Below are 14,352 nucleotides of genomic sequence, written 5' to 3' on the forward strand. Positions count from 1 at the left end.
AGAAGACGTCATGTTCAGTGCGCATCGCAACCGTCAGGCGTTGTTTTCCAACACTTCACGAATGCGCGCCTTGTAACTTTCCAGCTTTTGCGGCGTCATCATGCGACGCTCGTCATCCAGCACCACGCCGCCAACGTCGTCGGCAATGCGCTGCGCCGACTGCAGCATCAGCTTGAAGTTCTGATTGGCGTCGCCGTAGGACGGCACCATCATAAACATCGACACGCCCGGCGTGGAGAAGTCAGACATTGAATCCGGGTCGAAAGAGCCGGGCTTGACCATATTCGCCAGGCTGAACAGCACCGGGCCGCTGCCGGCCGGGCTGATATGGCGATGGAAAATGCCCATCTCGCCGAACTGGAAGCCGGACTGCAGCACGCTCTGCAGCAAGACTTCACCGCCGATAACGCCGCCCTGATGCGCCGCAACGTGCAGCACCAGTACGGTTTCCTTGCGCTTGGCAGGCTCCGGAGCCGGCGCGGGTTCCGCTACCGGTTCAGGTTCGGCCGGTTGGCTTTCCGGCTGCGGCGCAGGCGCGGCTTCCGGCGCAAAGGCAGGTTCCGGCTCTGCCGGCGGCAGATCGTCAACGCGCGGCTCACGACGCGGCGCAGGCTGCTCTTCGGCCGGTTCTTCGGCGGGTTTCGCTTCCGGCGCGTAGTCGTCCAGCAGCACATCATCGTAGTCCGGACGCTGAGACAGCGGCGCGGGCTGATGAGCAGCCGGCTGAACCTCGCGCGGCGCCGGAGCGGGCTTCGGCGCAGCCGTCGGTTCTTCGCGAGCGGCATCGAAATCGCCGAACGACGGCTCTTCCTGCGGATGGGCAGAGCGCACGCGCACTTCTCCCACGCCGTCGTCGAAGTCGTCGTCAGAAGTTGGTTCACGTTCTTTTTTAGAACGCTTGGCTGGGCGATCGCGGAAAAGGGACGAGCGTTCCTTACGGCTGGTCCACAGACCATGTAATAACAACGCTATTATGGCGATCGCGCCAACAACGATTAATATCAGACGCAAATCCTGCATCATTGCTATCTCTGTTGTTCCAATACATTGCCACCGCGGCAAACATTCACTCTTTAACTCTATTTGCCTGTGCAGACAAGTGCAAGTCCGTGCTGAACTTTATGCTAATAAAGATGATAATTCTGCCTTTTTTGCTTTTTTTTCAGCCAACAACACGCTAGTCAGCAGAAAATCATCCCTATATGATAGCCAGCTTGCCCGTTCTGTTAACGAGATGACTTAAGATATGTCTTATTCGCAGCAAACTTCCTCCTCCGCCAGCGGCGTGCATTACTTTGCCGAAGGCTGGCGCCTGATTTCACGCCCCGGCATCAAGCGCTATGTGGTACTGCCATTGCTGGTCAACGTACTGCTGATGGGCTCTGCCTTCTGGTGGCTGTTCAGCAAGCTCGGCGGCTGGATCCCGCAGATGATGGAGCACGTGCCGGACTGGCTGCAGTGGCTCAGCTACCTGCTGTGGCCAATCACCGTCATCTCCGTGGTGCTGGTAGCCGGCTACCTGTTCAGCACCATCACCAACCTAATTGCCGCGCCGTTCTGCGGCCTGCTGGCCGAACAGCTGGAAGGCCAGCTGACCGGTAAACCGCTGCCGGACAGCGGCATGGTCGGCCTGATTAAAGACGTGCCGCGCATTATGGCGCGCGAATGGCGCAAGCTGGCGTACTACCTGCCGCGCGCGCTGGTGCTGTTGCTGCTGTACTTTGTGCCGGTCGTCGGCCAGACGGCGGCGCCGGTGCTGTGGTTCCTGTTCAGCGCCTGGATGCTGGCGATTCAGTACTGCGACTACCCGTTCGACAACCACAAGGTCAGCTTTGCCGATATGCGCCGCGCCCTGCGGCAGAACAAGGTGCATAACCTGCAGTTCGGCGCGCTGGTCAGCCTGTTTACCCTGATCCCGGTCCTCAATCTGGTGATCCTGCCGGTGGCGGTCTGCGGCGCCACGGCGATGTGGGTAGACCGCTACCGCCACCAGTTCGTCGCCCACTAATCCCCTGCCCTACCCTGACCAACGGCCCCGCTGACGGGCCGTTGCCCCCGTTCTTCTCCGCCGCGCAAGCACGCCAAACACCAATAATGACTTGAATTTACATATAATTTGAAAAATTAACCCTTCTAGCACATATTCTCTAATAACATATGAATATACCAATTCCTTACTTCCCTGACGGGAGCGTTAGCGTATGCTTTCGAGGTTCCCTACATTATTCATAGAGTTAAAGGACGGGCTATGAGCAAGATATATGAAGACAACTCATTAACAATCGGCCATACGCCGCTGGTTCGTCTGAACCGTATCGGTAACGGACGTATCCTCGCCAAGGTCGAATCCCGCAACCCGAGCTTTAGCGTCAAATGCCGCATCGGCGCCAATATGATTTGGGATGCAGAAAAGCGCGGCATTCTGACGCCGGGCAAAGAACTGGTTGAACCGACCAGCGGCAACACCGGCATCGCGCTGGCCTATGTCGCCGCGGCGCGCGGCTATAAGCTGACGCTGACCATGCCGGAAACCATGAGTATCGAACGCCGCAAGCTGCTGAAGGCGCTGGGTGCCAACCTGGTGCTGACCGAAGGCGCCAAGGGGATGAAAGGCGCCATCGCCAAGGCGGAAGAGATCGTCGCCACCGACCCGGACCGCTACATTATTCTGCAGCAGTTCAGCAACCCGGCGAACCCGGAAATTCATGAAAAGACCACCGGCCCGGAAATCTGGGAAGACACCGACGGCGACGTGGACGTATTTATCTCCGGCGTCGGCACCGGCGGCACCCTGACCGGCGTCAGTCGCTATCTGAAAAACACCAAGGGCAAGGCCGTCACCACCGTAGCCGTCGAACCGACCGACTCGCCGGTGATCAGCCAGGCGCTGGCGGGTGAAGAACTCAAGCCCGGTCCGCACAAGATCCAGGGCATCGGCGCCGGCTTTATTCCGGGCAACCTCGATCTGGACCAGGTTGACCGCGTGGTGCAAATCACCAATGACGAAGCCATTAGCATGGCGCGCCGCCTGATGGAAGAAGAAGGCATTCTGGCCGGCATCTCCTCCGGCGCCGCGGTGGAAGCCGCCGTCAAACTGAGCCAGGAGCCGGCGTTCGCCGACAAGACCATCGTGGTGATCCTGCCCTCTTCCGGCGAGCGCTACCTGAGCACCGCGCTATTTGCCGATCTGTTCACCGAGCAGGAATTACAGCAATAATTCAGGCGGTGCACAAAAAGCTAAAAAAGCACCTCACGGGGTGCTTTTTTGTGGACTGGATCAAAGTTTATACCCGCCAAAGATTGATTTTACCCCTTGGCTCTAGTATTTAACCCTTCCATTATTTCGGTGCACAAAATTAATCGTCTCCCCGTCCCTGATTTGCGCTGAATCGATTTACGCATTTGTCGCTGTGGCGCAAAACACGGCATAATGGGGAGCGGATTGAAACGACGCCCGCCGGTACTGTTTTTTTGATCTGGACGGGGTAAAGCGTCGTTTTCGGTTGCATCAAACCTCGCCCCTGTACCATAGTCAGGCGCTAGACGGACAAGCTAAAGTCGCCCCGCTAGGCTAAACTTTAGCTCCACAATATTAATCCAATAAGTTGGGGAAACATCAATGTTCCAGCAAGAAGTTACTATTACCGCTCCGAATGGTCTGCATACCCGCCCAGCCGCTCAGTTCGTGAAGGAAGCTAAAGGCTTCGCGTCTGAAATCACCGTGACCTCCAACGGCAAAAGCGCCAGCGCCAAAAGCCTGTTCAAGCTGCAAACTCTGGGCCTGACCCAAGGGACCGTAGTAACCATTTCTGCTGAAGGCGAAGACGAGCAGAAAGCCGTTGAGCACTTGGTTAAACTGATGGCAGAGCTTGAGTAATCGGCCCGTCTTTTTAGTTAACACCAGTCAAGAGTAAGGTAGGGTTATGATTTCAGGCATTTTAGTATCACCGGGCATCGCTTTTGGTAAGGCTCTCCTGCTGAAAGAAGATGAAATTGTCATCAACCGGAAGAAAATCTCCGCAGACCTTGTGGAGCAGGAAGTCGCACGTTTCCTGGCAGGTCGCGCCAAGGCGTCAGAACAGCTGGAAGCCATCAAGACCAAAGCTGGTGAAACCTTCGGTGAAGAAAAAGAAGCCATCTTCGAAGGCCACATCATGTTGCTGGAAGATGAAGAGCTTGAGCAGGAAATCATAGCCCTAATCAAAGACGAGCTGGCTTCTGCCGACGCCGCCGCCTATACCGTAATTGAAGGTCAGGCGAAGGCGCTGGAAGAGCTGGACGACGAATACCTGAAAGAGCGCGCCGCCGACGTGCGCGACATCGGTAAACGTCTGCTGAAAAACATTCTGGGGATGCCAATCGTCGATCTGGGCTCCATCCAGGATGAAGTCATTCTGGTCGCCGCCGACCTGACGCCTTCCGAGACCGCACAGCTGAACCTGGACAAGGTGCTGGGCTTTATTACCGATCTCGGTGGCCGCACCTCCCACACCTCAATCATGGCGCGCTCGCTGGAGCTGCCGGCCATCGTCGGCACCACCGACGTGACCCAGCAGGTGAAAAACGGCGACTACCTGATTCTGGACGCGGTTAACAACAAAATTTACGTTAACCCGACCGCGGACGTGATCGACGAACTGAAAGCCGCGCAGAACCTGTATATCACCGAGAAAAACGATCTGGCCAAACTGAAGGACCTGCCGGCAATCACGCTGGACGGCCATCAGGTTGAGGTCTGCGCCAACATCGGCACCGTGCGCGACGTCGCCGGCGCTGAACGCAACGGCGCGGAAGGCGTGGGCCTGTATCGTACCGAATTCCTGTTCATGGACCGCGACGCGCTGCCGACCGAGGAAGAGCAGTTCCAGGCGTATAAGGCCGTTGCGGAAGCCATGGGCGCCCAGGCGGTTATCGTCCGCACCATGGACATCGGCGGCGATAAAGACCTGCCGTACATGAACCTGCCGAAAGAAGAGAACCCGTTCCTCGGCTGGCGCGCGATCCGTATCGCCATGGACCGCCGGGAAATCCTGCACGCCCAGCTGCGCGCCATCCTGCGCGCTTCCGCCTTCGGCAAGCTGCGCATCATGTTCCCGATGATTATTTCCGTGGAAGAAGTGCGCGATCTGAAGGGCGAACTGGAGACGCTGAAGGCGCAGCTGCGTGAAGAAGGCAAGGCGTTTGACGAAACCATCGAGGTCGGCGTGATGGTCGAAACCCCGGCCGCGGCGGTGATTGCTCACCACCTGGCGAAAGAAGTCGACTTCTTTAGTATTGGGACAAACGATCTAACCCAGTATACTCTGGCGGTAGATCGCGGCAACGAGCTGATTTCTCATCTCTATAACCCGATGTCCCCATCAGTGCTTGGCCTGATCAAACAGGTTATTGACGCATCTCACGCAGAAGGCAAGTGGACCGGCATGTGCGGTGAACTGGCTGGCGATGAACGTGCTACACTGTTGTTATTGGGCATGGGGCTGGATGAGTTCAGCATGAGTGCGATTTCAATCCCGCGCATCAAGAAAATTATTCGTAATACCAATTTCGAAGATGTGAAGGCGTTGGCAGCGCAGGCGTTGGCACAGCCAACGGCGCAAGATCTGATGAACTGCGTGAATAAGTTCATCGAAGAGAAGACACTCTGCTAAACTTCCACGACACTGGAACGCCGCCCAATTAAATGCTTAGGAGAAGATCATGGGTTTGTTCGATAAGTTGAAATCTCTGGTTTCAGATGACAAGAAAGACACGGGCACTATTGAGATCGTCGCTCCGCTTTCTGGCGAAATCGTCAACATCGAAGATGTGCCTGATGTAGTTTTCGCTGAAAAAATCGTCGGCGACGGTATTGCCATCAAACCTGCCGGCAACAAAATGGTTGCCCCTGTTGACGGCACTATCGGCAAAATTTTCGAAACCAACCACGCTTTCTCTATCGAATCCGACAGCGGCATTGAGCTGTTCGTGCACTTCGGCATCGATACCGTAGAACTGAAAGGTGAAGGTTTCAAACGCATTGCCGAAGAAGGCCAGAAGGTCAAGAAAGGCGATGTGGTTATCGAGTTCAACCTGCCTCTGCTGGAAGAGAAAGCCAAGTCTACCCTGACGCCGGTGGTTATCTCCAACATGGACGAGATCAAAGAGCTGATCAAACTGTCCGGCAGCGTTACCGTGGGCGAGACCCCGATCATCCGCATCAAGAAGTAAGCGCGGATAAGATAAAACAACGGCGCCCATCGGCGCCGTTTTTTATGCCTGCCAGCCGGGCACCCTCAGGGTGATCACCAGCCCGCCCTGCTCGCCGTTGCGCGCCTCCGCCTGGCCGCCGTGCGCCAGCAGCACCTTGCGGGTAATCGCCAGCCCCAGGCCATAGCCTTTGCCCGATTTGGGCGAATTCACCCGCACAAAGGGATCGAAAATGCTGGACAGTTTGGCTTCCTCGACGCCCGGCCCCTGATCGCTCACCACGATATGGAACTGCTGCTCCACGCGCTTTAGCGTCACCGTTACCCGCTGGCCGCTGCCGGAAAAACGCAGCGCATTACGCACCACGTTATCGATCGCCCGGCGCATCAGCTCGGCGTTGCCCTTCACCGTGTACTCCTGCTCGTCATCGGCCTGCAGCGCTATCTCCACGCCCGGCACCTGCGCCTCATAGCGCGCATCGTTCACCACCGCCGCCACCAGGCCGTACAGGTCAAAGTACTCCTCGCCCGCCTGGCTGCCGTTTTCGGCGCGCGACAGCGCCAGCAGTTCGCCGATCATCTTATCCAGCCGCCCGGTTTCATGCTCGATGCGCTGCAGCGAGTTCTCTACGTTATCCGGGTTCTGCCGCGCCAGACCGATGGCCAGCTGCAGCCTGGCCAGCGGCGAGCGCAGCTCGTGCGACACATCGTGCAGCAGCTCTTCGCGCGCGCTGACCAATACTTCCAGCCGTTCCGCCATCGAGTCAAAATCGCGCGCTACTTCCGACAGTTCGTCATGACGCCGACGCATCAGGGGGAACAGGCGGATCGCCAAATCGCCCTGCGCCAAACGGTCAAAGCCGCCGCGCAGCTGGCGCATCGGCCGCGTCAGGTTCCAAGCCAACAGGGCGCTAAATAGCAGGCCACCGATGCCGCCAATCCACACCATCGGCTCCGGGATATGGAACAGGTGCCAGCGCTTGTTCATCCGGTATTGGGCGCGTAAACCTTCCACGTCATAACTCAGCAGATAGCCCTGCTGGTCGGCGCCGCGCACCCACTCCACAATTTTTTTCGGCATCCGCCCCGACTCAACCGGCGGCGATAGTTGCTCAGCCGGCGGCTGCGACGCCGGCGTCACGCGAAGGAAGCGCCGGTCCTCCGCCGACCAGTCGGCGATCATCGCGTTCAGCGCCGGCATGCCGCCGCTTTGCAGCATCGACACCGCCGAGGTGATCTGCATATTCACCAAACGACGGGCCAGCGCATTCTCCGGCGGCTCCCGGTTGCCGTAAACGGCGAAAGAAACCCACATGACCTGCATCATGATGATAAAAATCAGCCAATAACCCAGCAGGATTTTCCAAAACAGTCTGCCGCGCATCATGCTTACCTGACGCGATAGCCGATGCTGCGCACCGTTTCAATGCCAAGCGTGCAGCCCGGCAGCGCCGCCAGTTTCTGACGGATATTGCTGATATGCACATCCACGCTGCGATCGTAGGCTTCCCGCGGCCGTCCCAGCCCTTTCTCCGACAGCTCATCCTTGGACACCACACGCTCCGGCGAACGCAGCAGCAGCTCCAACAGGTTGAATTCCGAGGCGGTCAGATCGAAGCTCTGCCCGCGCCATTCGCTGCTGCGGGTTGAAGGGTTCAAGGTCAAATCCGCCAGCACGATGGGGGCATCGCCATCCTGCGTCTCCGGCTGCTCCTCAAAGCGGCGCAGCACGGCGCGCAGCCGTGCCACCAGCTCACGCGGATAGCACGGTTTGGGCATGTAGTCGTCGGCGCCCATCTCCAGCCCGATCACCCGGTCGATATTGTCGCCTTTCGCCGTCAGCATAATTACCGGCAGGCGGCTCTTCTTGCGCACTTCGCGCAGCACGTCGATGCCGCTCATATCCGGCAGCATAATATCGAGGATCATCGCGGTATAGTCGCCGGACAGCGCCCCTTCCACGCCGGCTTTACCGGTCAGCACCAGGCTGGCGTTAAAGCCTTCCGCCGTCAGATATTCACTCAGCATGGTGCCCAATTCGAGGTCATCATCGACCAGTAAAATTTTCATGACTACTCCTTCACTTATTTGCGCTATCTTCCCGCCAAATCGTTTACTGCGCAGCCGGTTTTACTCAATCCTTACAGTTCTGCGGCCCCGACTAAAGCATAGCCGGGGTGCTAAAAGACGGAAAATACATTTAAAGCAGGCGATGTTCGTCCGGAAAATACCGGACGAAACGAAGAGATAGTGAAGAGCAAGGCCGCGGGACAGCCTTAGGCAAACACCCCGGTGGACAGATAGCGGTCGCCGCGATCGCAGATAATCGCCACGACCACGCTGCCGGGATGGGCGGCGGCTATCTGTAAGGCCCCCGCCACCGCGCCGCCGGAGCTGACGCCGCAGAAGATGCCCTCACGCTGCGCCAGTTGACGCATGGTGGTTTCAGCAGCGTCCTGGCTGATATCCAGCACCCGATCCACCAGCTCCGGGCGGAAGATCCCCGGCAGGTAGGCCGGCGACCAGCGGCGAATGCCGGGAATATTGCTGCCCTCCGCCGGCTGCAGGCCGATAATCTGCACCGCGGCGTTCTGCTGCTTCAGATACTCGCCGACGCCGGTAATGGTGCCGGTGGTGCCCATGCTGGAAACGAAGTGCGTCACGCGTCCTTCACTCTGCCGCCAGATTTCCGGCCCGGTGGTGGTGAAATGCGCGTAAGGGTTATCCGGGTTATTAAACTGGTCCAGCACCTTGCCCTGCCCCTGACGCTCCATCTCCAGCGCCAGATCGCGCGCGCCTTCCATCCCCTGCTCGCGGCTGACCAGAATCAGCTCGGCGCCGTAGGCGCGCATCGCCGCCTGACGCTCCATGCTCATATTTTCCGGCATCAGCAGCTTCAGCCGGTAGCCTTTCATCGCGGCAATCATCGCCAGCGCAATGCCGGTATTGCCACTGGTGGCCTCGATCAGCACGTCGCCGGGGGCGATTTCGCCACGCCGTTCGGCCTGCTGGATCATCGCCAGCGCCGCGCGGTCTTTGACCGAGCCGGCCGGGTTGTTGCCTTCCAGCTTGACCCAGACTTCACTGCCCGAATCGAGAGCCAGACGTTGTAATTTGATCAGCGGCGTATTGCCGATGTGTTGTTCCAGCGTTGTCACAATCTTTGCCTGTGCATAATGTAATAGGGTCCGGCGCTGCCGGACCCTGTTATTTTTCTAATGGGGAATTAAAAACTATCAGGCGCTTTTGGCAAGCGCAACCGGTTGTAGCAATTGCTCGCCGGCATACAGACGCGCATTCAGGCCGCCGACAAAGTAGCGGCTGCCGCGCACCGGCGTGTCATGCCCTTCCGCCAGCACCACCGTAATCGGCTCCTGATGCCAGCCGATCGGCTGTACCGTCAGCTGCCAGAAATGGCCGCGCGGGCTGACTTCCAGCACCTGAACCGGCAGCGGACAGCGGGCGCTGCTCTCGCTGCTGACTTCCATTTCCCACGGGCGCAGGAACAGTTCGACGCTGCCCTGGTGCATCGGCTGGAACGCCAGCGGCCATTGATGCGCACCGACAAACAGCTGCGAACCGCGGATTTCGCCGTTCAGGCGGTTCACCTCGCCCATAAACTCCAGCACGAAGCGGCTGGCCGGCTCACGCATAATCTCGACCGGCGAGCCGACCTGTTCGATATTGCCCTGGCTCATCACCACAATGCTGTCCGCCACTTCCATCGCCTCTTCCTGATCGTGGGTAACGAACACGCTGGTGAACTTCAGCTCTTCATGCAGCTGACGCAGCCAGCGGCGCAGCTCTTTACGCACCTGCGCGTCCAGCGCGCCGAACGGCTCATCCAGCAACAGGATCTGCGGCTCTACCGCCAGCGCGCGTGCCAGCGCCACGCGCTGCTTCTGCCCGCCGGACAGCTGTGAAGGATAGCGGTTGGCCAGATGCGCCAGCTGCACCATCTCCAGCAGCCGCTCGACTTTCTGTTTGATCGCCTGCGCATTGGGACGTTCGCGACGCGGCAGCACCGTCAGGCCGAAGGCGATGTTATCGAACACCGTCATATGACGGAACAGCGCATAGTGCTGGAACACAAATCCCACGCGGCGATCGCGCGCGTGCATCCGGCTGACGTCGGTGCCGTGAAAGCCCAGCGTACCGCCGCTCTGAGCTTCCAGCCCGGCGATAATGCGCAGCAGCGTGGTTTTGCCGGAGCCGGACGGCCCGAGCAGCGCCACCATCTCGCCGGAAGGAATATCGAGCGAGATGTCGTTCAATACTTTGGTGCGACCGAAATATTTGCTGATGTTGTTAATCTCAATGCTCATTGGTTTTCCTCCCGCTCGCGGCGCACGTTCTGTCGTTCCAGACGCCATTGCAGAGCGCTTTTCAAAAATAGGGTCACTATCGCCATAATGGTCAGCAACGCGGCGGCGGTAAACGAGCCGACGGTGTTGTAATCCTGCTGCAGCAGCTCAACCTGCAGCGGCAGACTGTAGGTTTCCCCGCGGATCGAGCCAGAAACCACCGATACGGCGCCGAACTCGCCGATGGCGCGGGCGTTGGTCAGCACCACGCCGTACAGCAGCGCCCAGCGGATATTGGGCAGCGTCACCCGGCGGAACATCTGCCAGCCGGAAGCGCCCAGCAAAATAGCGGCCTCGTCTTCCTGGCTGCCCTGGCTGAGCATCATCGGCACCAGCTCACGCACCACGAACGGGCAGGTGACAAACACCGTCACCAGCACCATCCCCGGCCAGGAGAACATCAGTTGGATGTTATGCGCATCCAGCCAGCCGCCCAGCAGCCCGTTGCTGCCGTAGAACAGCAGGTAAATCAGGCCCGCCACCACCGGCGATACCGCGAACGGAATGTCGATCAGCGTCAGCAGCAGCTGGCGCCCCGGGAAGGTGAAACGCGTCACCAGCCAGGCCAGCAGAGTGCCGAAAATCAGGTTGACCGGCACGGTGATCAAAGCGATCAGCACCGTCAGCCAGATGGCGTGCAGCATGTCCGCATCCATCAGGTTGCGCCACATCTCGCTGCCGCCCTTGGAGAAGGCCTCGGCGAAAATAGAAATCATCGGGATCACCAGCAGCAACAGTGAAAACAGCACGCCAATGGCAATCAGCGCCCATTTTCCCCAGTTGATGCGCTGCCGCTGTGCGCCGTTGAAGGCAGAGATATCAGCCATTAGTGCCCCCCAATACGCTTGCCGAAGCGGCTTTGCAGCAGGTTGATGCTGAATAACAGCAGCAGCGACGCCGCCAGAATCACGGAGGCGATGGCGCTGGCCGCCGGGTAGTCAAACTCTTGCAGGCGCACAAAAATCATCAGCGAGGTCACTTCGGTTTTCCAGGCGATGTTGCCGGCGATAAAGATCACGGCGCCGAACTCACCCAGGCTGCGGGTGAAGGAAATCGCGGTGCCGGCCAGCAGTGCCGGCGCAACTTCCGGCAGTACTACGCGGCGAAAACTCTGCCAGCGGGTGGCGCCCAGCGTTTCTGCCGCCTCTTCATACTCCGGCCCCAGCTCTTCCAGCACCGGCTGTACGGTACGCACCACAAACGGCAGGCTGGTAAACGCCATTGCCACCGCAATGCCAATCCAGGTAAAGGTCACTTTGATATCAAAGTGCGCCAGCCACTGACCGTACCAGCCGGTGGTGGAAAACAGTCCGGCCAGCGTCAGGCCGGCAACGGCGGTCGGCAGCGCAAACGGCAGGTCAATCAGGCCGTCCAGCAGCGAACGGCCGGGAAAACGGTAGCGGGTCAGGATCCACGCCATCAGCATGCCGAACAGCGCGTTGAACAGGCTGGCCACGCCGGCCGCCAGCAGCGTGACCTTATAGGCCGCCACCACCTGCGGGTTGGCGATCACTTCCCAATACTGCGCCAGAGTCATCTGCGACAGCTGCATCACCAGCGCGCTCAGCGGCAGCAGCAGGATCAGGCAGGTATAAAACAGGCTGCTGCCCAGGCTCAGACCAAAGCCGGGCAGTACGCGTTTACTGGAGCGGGCTAACGACAACATTACTTACGCCCTGCCGCTAATAACTGGTCCAGCTCACCGCCGCTGGCAAAGTGGGTTTTCATCACCTGCGGCCAGCCGCCGAACTGATCTTCCACCCGGAACAGCTTGGTCTGCGGGAACTTGTCCTTCGCCGCCGCCATCGCCTGCGCATCGTTAACGCGGTAGTAATAGCCGGTGATCACCTGCTGCGCCGCCGGGCTGTACAGGTAGTTCAGGTAGGCCTTCGCCGCCTGCTCGCTGCCGTTGCGCTCGACGTTTTTATCCACCCAGGCCACCGGGAACTCGGCCAGAATATCGACCGGCGGGACGATCACCTGATATTTATCCTCGCCGTACTGCTTGCGGATGTTATTCACTTCCGACTCAAAACTGATCAGCACGTCGCCGAGGCCGCGTTCGACAAAGGTCGTGGTCGCACCGCGGCCGCCGGTGTCGAAGACCACCACGTTTTTCAAAAAGCGGGTCATAAAGTCGCGCGTTTTCGCCGCGTCATTGCCGTCGGCCTGGCTGGCTGCGCCCCAGGCGGCCAGATAGGTGTAGCGGCCGTTGCCCGAGGTTTTCGGGTTCGGGAACACCAGTTTTACGTCGTCGCGCACCAGGTCGTTCCAGTCATGGATGCCTTTCGGGTTGTCCTTGCGCACCAGGAACGCCATGGTGGAGTAAAACGGCGAGCTGTTATTCGGCAGGCGCGTCTGCCAGTCGCCGGCGATCAGCCGGCCGCGATCGTGCAGAATCTGCACATCGGTCACCTGGTTGTAGGTCACCACGTCGGCACGCAGCCCCTGCAGAATCGCCAGCGCCTGCTTGGAAGAGCCGGCGTGCGACTGCTTGATGGTCAGCTTGTCATCCGGATGCTGCTGATTCCACTGCTGGATAAAGCCCGGGTTCAGCGCGGTAAACAGTTCGCGGGAAACATCATAGGAACTGTTTAATAATTCAGTGGCCGAAGCGGTGCCGCTGGCCAGCAACGCCGCCGCCAGCCACCCTTTCAGCATCATATGTTTAACCCGCGTCTGTTTCATTTTGCACCTTATTACTCGATCAATCTGTCGGGTGTTATCCCCCGGGTGATCAGTGTATTTATAACTCGGTGCAGATCCGTAACGCTTTTATATACCGTTTGGTGATTTACAAGCATCAAATGCTATAAGGCAGGCGCGGAGCGGTATGGTGGGTGGGGCTGAAGAGAGGTGACGGGGCCGGCGCTGCGGCCCCGCGCGGCGCATTACAGCGCCAGCAAACGCGTCAGCGACGGCGCAAAGTAGTAGCTGCCGCTCACCGCGCGGGTGAAGCGCAGCATGGCGTCATGCTTGCCGTCCGTTTCACCGAACATGCTCAGCAGCTGCTGTTCGATATTATGCAGACGCGCGCAGTAGGCGATAAAGAACAGGCCGTGCTTACCGCTGGCGGTGCCGTACGGCAGACTCTGGCGCAGAATTTTCAGCCCCTTGCCGTTCTCTTTCAGATCGACGCGGCTGACGTGCGAGGTATTTGGCCGCGCTTCCGGCGGCAGCTCTTCGCTGTCCTGCTTGGTGCGGCCGATAGTCTGTTCCTGCTGCTCGGTGCTAAAGCGCGACCACTGGCGCAGGTTGTGTTCATAACGCTGGACGAACACGTAGCTGCCGCCGGCGTCCTGTGCGTCGTCTTCGCCAATCACCGCCACTTCCGCACGCTGCTCGCCCTGCGGGTTTTCGGTGCCGTCGATAAAGCCGCTCAGATCGCGCTCTTCCACCCAGCGGAAACCGTGGGTCTCTTCTTCCACCTTGATGGTGTTGCCGAAGGCCGCCAGCGCCGCCTGCGCCAGGGTAAAGTTAACATCATGACGTAACGACTGGATGTGAATCAGCAGATCGCGCTGCGTCGCCGGCGCCAGCCCTTTGCCGAGCGGGGTGAAAGGCTTGAGCTCCGACGCACCCTGACCGTTGGAAAGATCGTGCCAGACGTCGTAACCAAAGGCGACCACCGCCCCCAGTTTGGCGTCAGGGAATTGTTGCTGCAGTTCGCTCAGCGTCTGGCAAAACTGCTTGCAGCCCTGACGCAGATCGGCAAACTCCCCCTGAACCATGGCTTCCATAAAAATGGCGAAACGGCAGTGCTCCAGCAAAAGACCGCTCTGAACCTGTGTCATGTAGTT

The 14,352-nt window shown here is 59.0% G+C and carries 14 protein-coding genes; 5 read left to right on the forward strand and 9 right to left on the reverse strand.

Annotated features, from left to right (window positions below):
* Nucleotides 1–33: 33 nt before the first annotated feature.
* Nucleotides 34–1,023, reverse strand: coding sequence for a cell division protein ZipA (zipA, locus tag D781_RS15520; RefSeq protein WP_015673280.1), 990 nt, complete (start codon nucleotides 1,021–1,023; stop codon nucleotides 34–36).
* Between the two features lie 223 nt (nucleotides 1,024–1,246).
* On the opposite strand from zipA, the gene cysZ reads away from it, so the two are divergent.
* The 5 genes from cysZ to crr all read left to right on the forward strand — a co-directional run bounded on the left by cysZ (nucleotide 1,247) and on the right by crr (nucleotide 6,210).
* Nucleotides 1,247–2,008: a sulfate transporter CysZ gene (gene cysZ, locus D781_RS15525; RefSeq protein WP_015673281.1), complete on the forward strand. Its 762-nt coding sequence runs from the start codon at nucleotides 1,247–1,249 to the stop codon at nucleotides 2,006–2,008.
* A gap of 240 nt (nucleotides 2,009–2,248) precedes the next feature.
* Nucleotides 2,249–3,217, forward strand: a complete 969-nt coding sequence (gene cysK / locus D781_RS15530; RefSeq protein ID WP_015673282.1) for a cysteine synthase A — start codon at nucleotides 2,249–2,251, stop codon at nucleotides 3,215–3,217.
* Nucleotides 3,218–3,619: 402 nt separating this feature from the next.
* Complete coding sequence (ptsH, locus tag D781_RS15535) at nucleotides 3,620–3,877, forward strand: phosphocarrier protein Hpr (RefSeq protein WP_004960145.1); 258 nt, start codon at nucleotides 3,620–3,622, stop codon at nucleotides 3,875–3,877.
* A 46-nt stretch (nucleotides 3,878–3,923) separates the two neighbouring features.
* Complete coding sequence (gene ptsI / locus D781_RS15540; RefSeq protein WP_015673283.1) at nucleotides 3,924–5,651, forward strand: phosphoenolpyruvate-protein phosphotransferase PtsI; 1,728 nt, start codon at nucleotides 3,924–3,926, stop codon at nucleotides 5,649–5,651.
* 49 nt (nucleotides 5,652–5,700) lie between these two features.
* Nucleotides 5,701–6,210 (forward strand): PTS glucose transporter subunit IIA, encoded by a 510-nt coding sequence (crr, locus tag D781_RS15545; RefSeq protein ID WP_015673284.1) that lies wholly within the window; start codon nucleotides 5,701–5,703, stop codon nucleotides 6,208–6,210.
* A 42-nt stretch (nucleotides 6,211–6,252) separates the two neighbouring features.
* Here the strand turns inward: crr and D781_RS15550 are convergent, their stop codons facing one another.
* The 8 genes from D781_RS15550 to D781_RS15585 form a co-directional block, all read right to left on the reverse strand.
* Nucleotides 6,253–7,572 (reverse strand): ATP-binding protein, encoded by a 1,320-nt coding sequence (locus D781_RS15550; RefSeq protein ID WP_041412178.1) that lies wholly within the window; start codon nucleotides 7,570–7,572, stop codon nucleotides 6,253–6,255.
* A gap of 5 nt (nucleotides 7,573–7,577) precedes the next feature.
* Nucleotides 7,578–8,258: a response regulator transcription factor gene (locus tag D781_RS15555; RefSeq protein ID WP_015673286.1), complete on the reverse strand. Its 681-nt coding sequence runs from the start codon at nucleotides 8,256–8,258 to the stop codon at nucleotides 7,578–7,580.
* A 206-nt stretch (nucleotides 8,259–8,464) separates the two neighbouring features.
* Nucleotides 8,465–9,346 (reverse strand): cysteine synthase CysM, encoded by an 882-nt coding sequence (gene cysM / locus D781_RS15560; RefSeq protein ID WP_015673287.1) that lies wholly within the window; start codon nucleotides 9,344–9,346, stop codon nucleotides 8,465–8,467.
* 78 nt (nucleotides 9,347–9,424) lie between these two features.
* Nucleotides 9,425–10,513, reverse strand: a complete 1,089-nt coding sequence (cysA, locus tag D781_RS15565) for a sulfate/thiosulfate ABC transporter ATP-binding protein CysA (protein WP_015673288.1) — start codon at nucleotides 10,511–10,513, stop codon at nucleotides 9,425–9,427.
* Nucleotides 10,510–11,379, reverse strand: a complete 870-nt coding sequence (cysW, locus tag D781_RS15570; protein WP_015673289.1) for a sulfate/thiosulfate ABC transporter permease CysW — start codon at nucleotides 11,377–11,379, stop codon at nucleotides 10,510–10,512. Before cysW ends, cysA begins: the two co-directional genes overlap by 4 nt.
* A complete protein-coding gene (gene cysT / locus D781_RS15575) occupies nucleotides 11,379–12,218 on the reverse strand; it encodes a sulfate/thiosulfate ABC transporter permease CysT (RefSeq protein ID WP_015673290.1) in 840 nt (279 codons plus the stop codon). The genes cysW and cysT overlap by 1 nt, the downstream gene beginning before the upstream one ends.
* Nucleotides 12,218–13,240 carry a sulfate ABC transporter substrate-binding protein gene (locus tag D781_RS15580; RefSeq protein WP_015673291.1) on the reverse strand — a complete coding sequence of 341 codons (1,023 nt, stop codon included), beginning with the start codon at nucleotides 13,238–13,240 and terminating at the stop codon, nucleotides 12,218–12,220. Before D781_RS15580 ends, cysT begins: the two co-directional genes overlap by 1 nt.
* Nucleotides 13,241–13,443: 203 nt before the next feature.
* The gene (locus D781_RS15585; RefSeq protein WP_015673292.1) at nucleotides 13,444–14,346 is read right to left on the reverse strand and encodes a Dyp-type peroxidase; all 903 of its coding nucleotides are present in this window, start codon (nucleotides 14,344–14,346) and stop codon (nucleotides 13,444–13,446) included.
* Nucleotides 14,347–14,352 lie beyond the last annotated feature (6 nt).

It is taken from the genome of Serratia sp. FGI94 (assembly GCF_000330865.1).
Classification (GTDB): Bacteria; Pseudomonadota; Gammaproteobacteria; order Enterobacterales; family Enterobacteriaceae; genus Serratia_B; species Serratia_B rubidaea.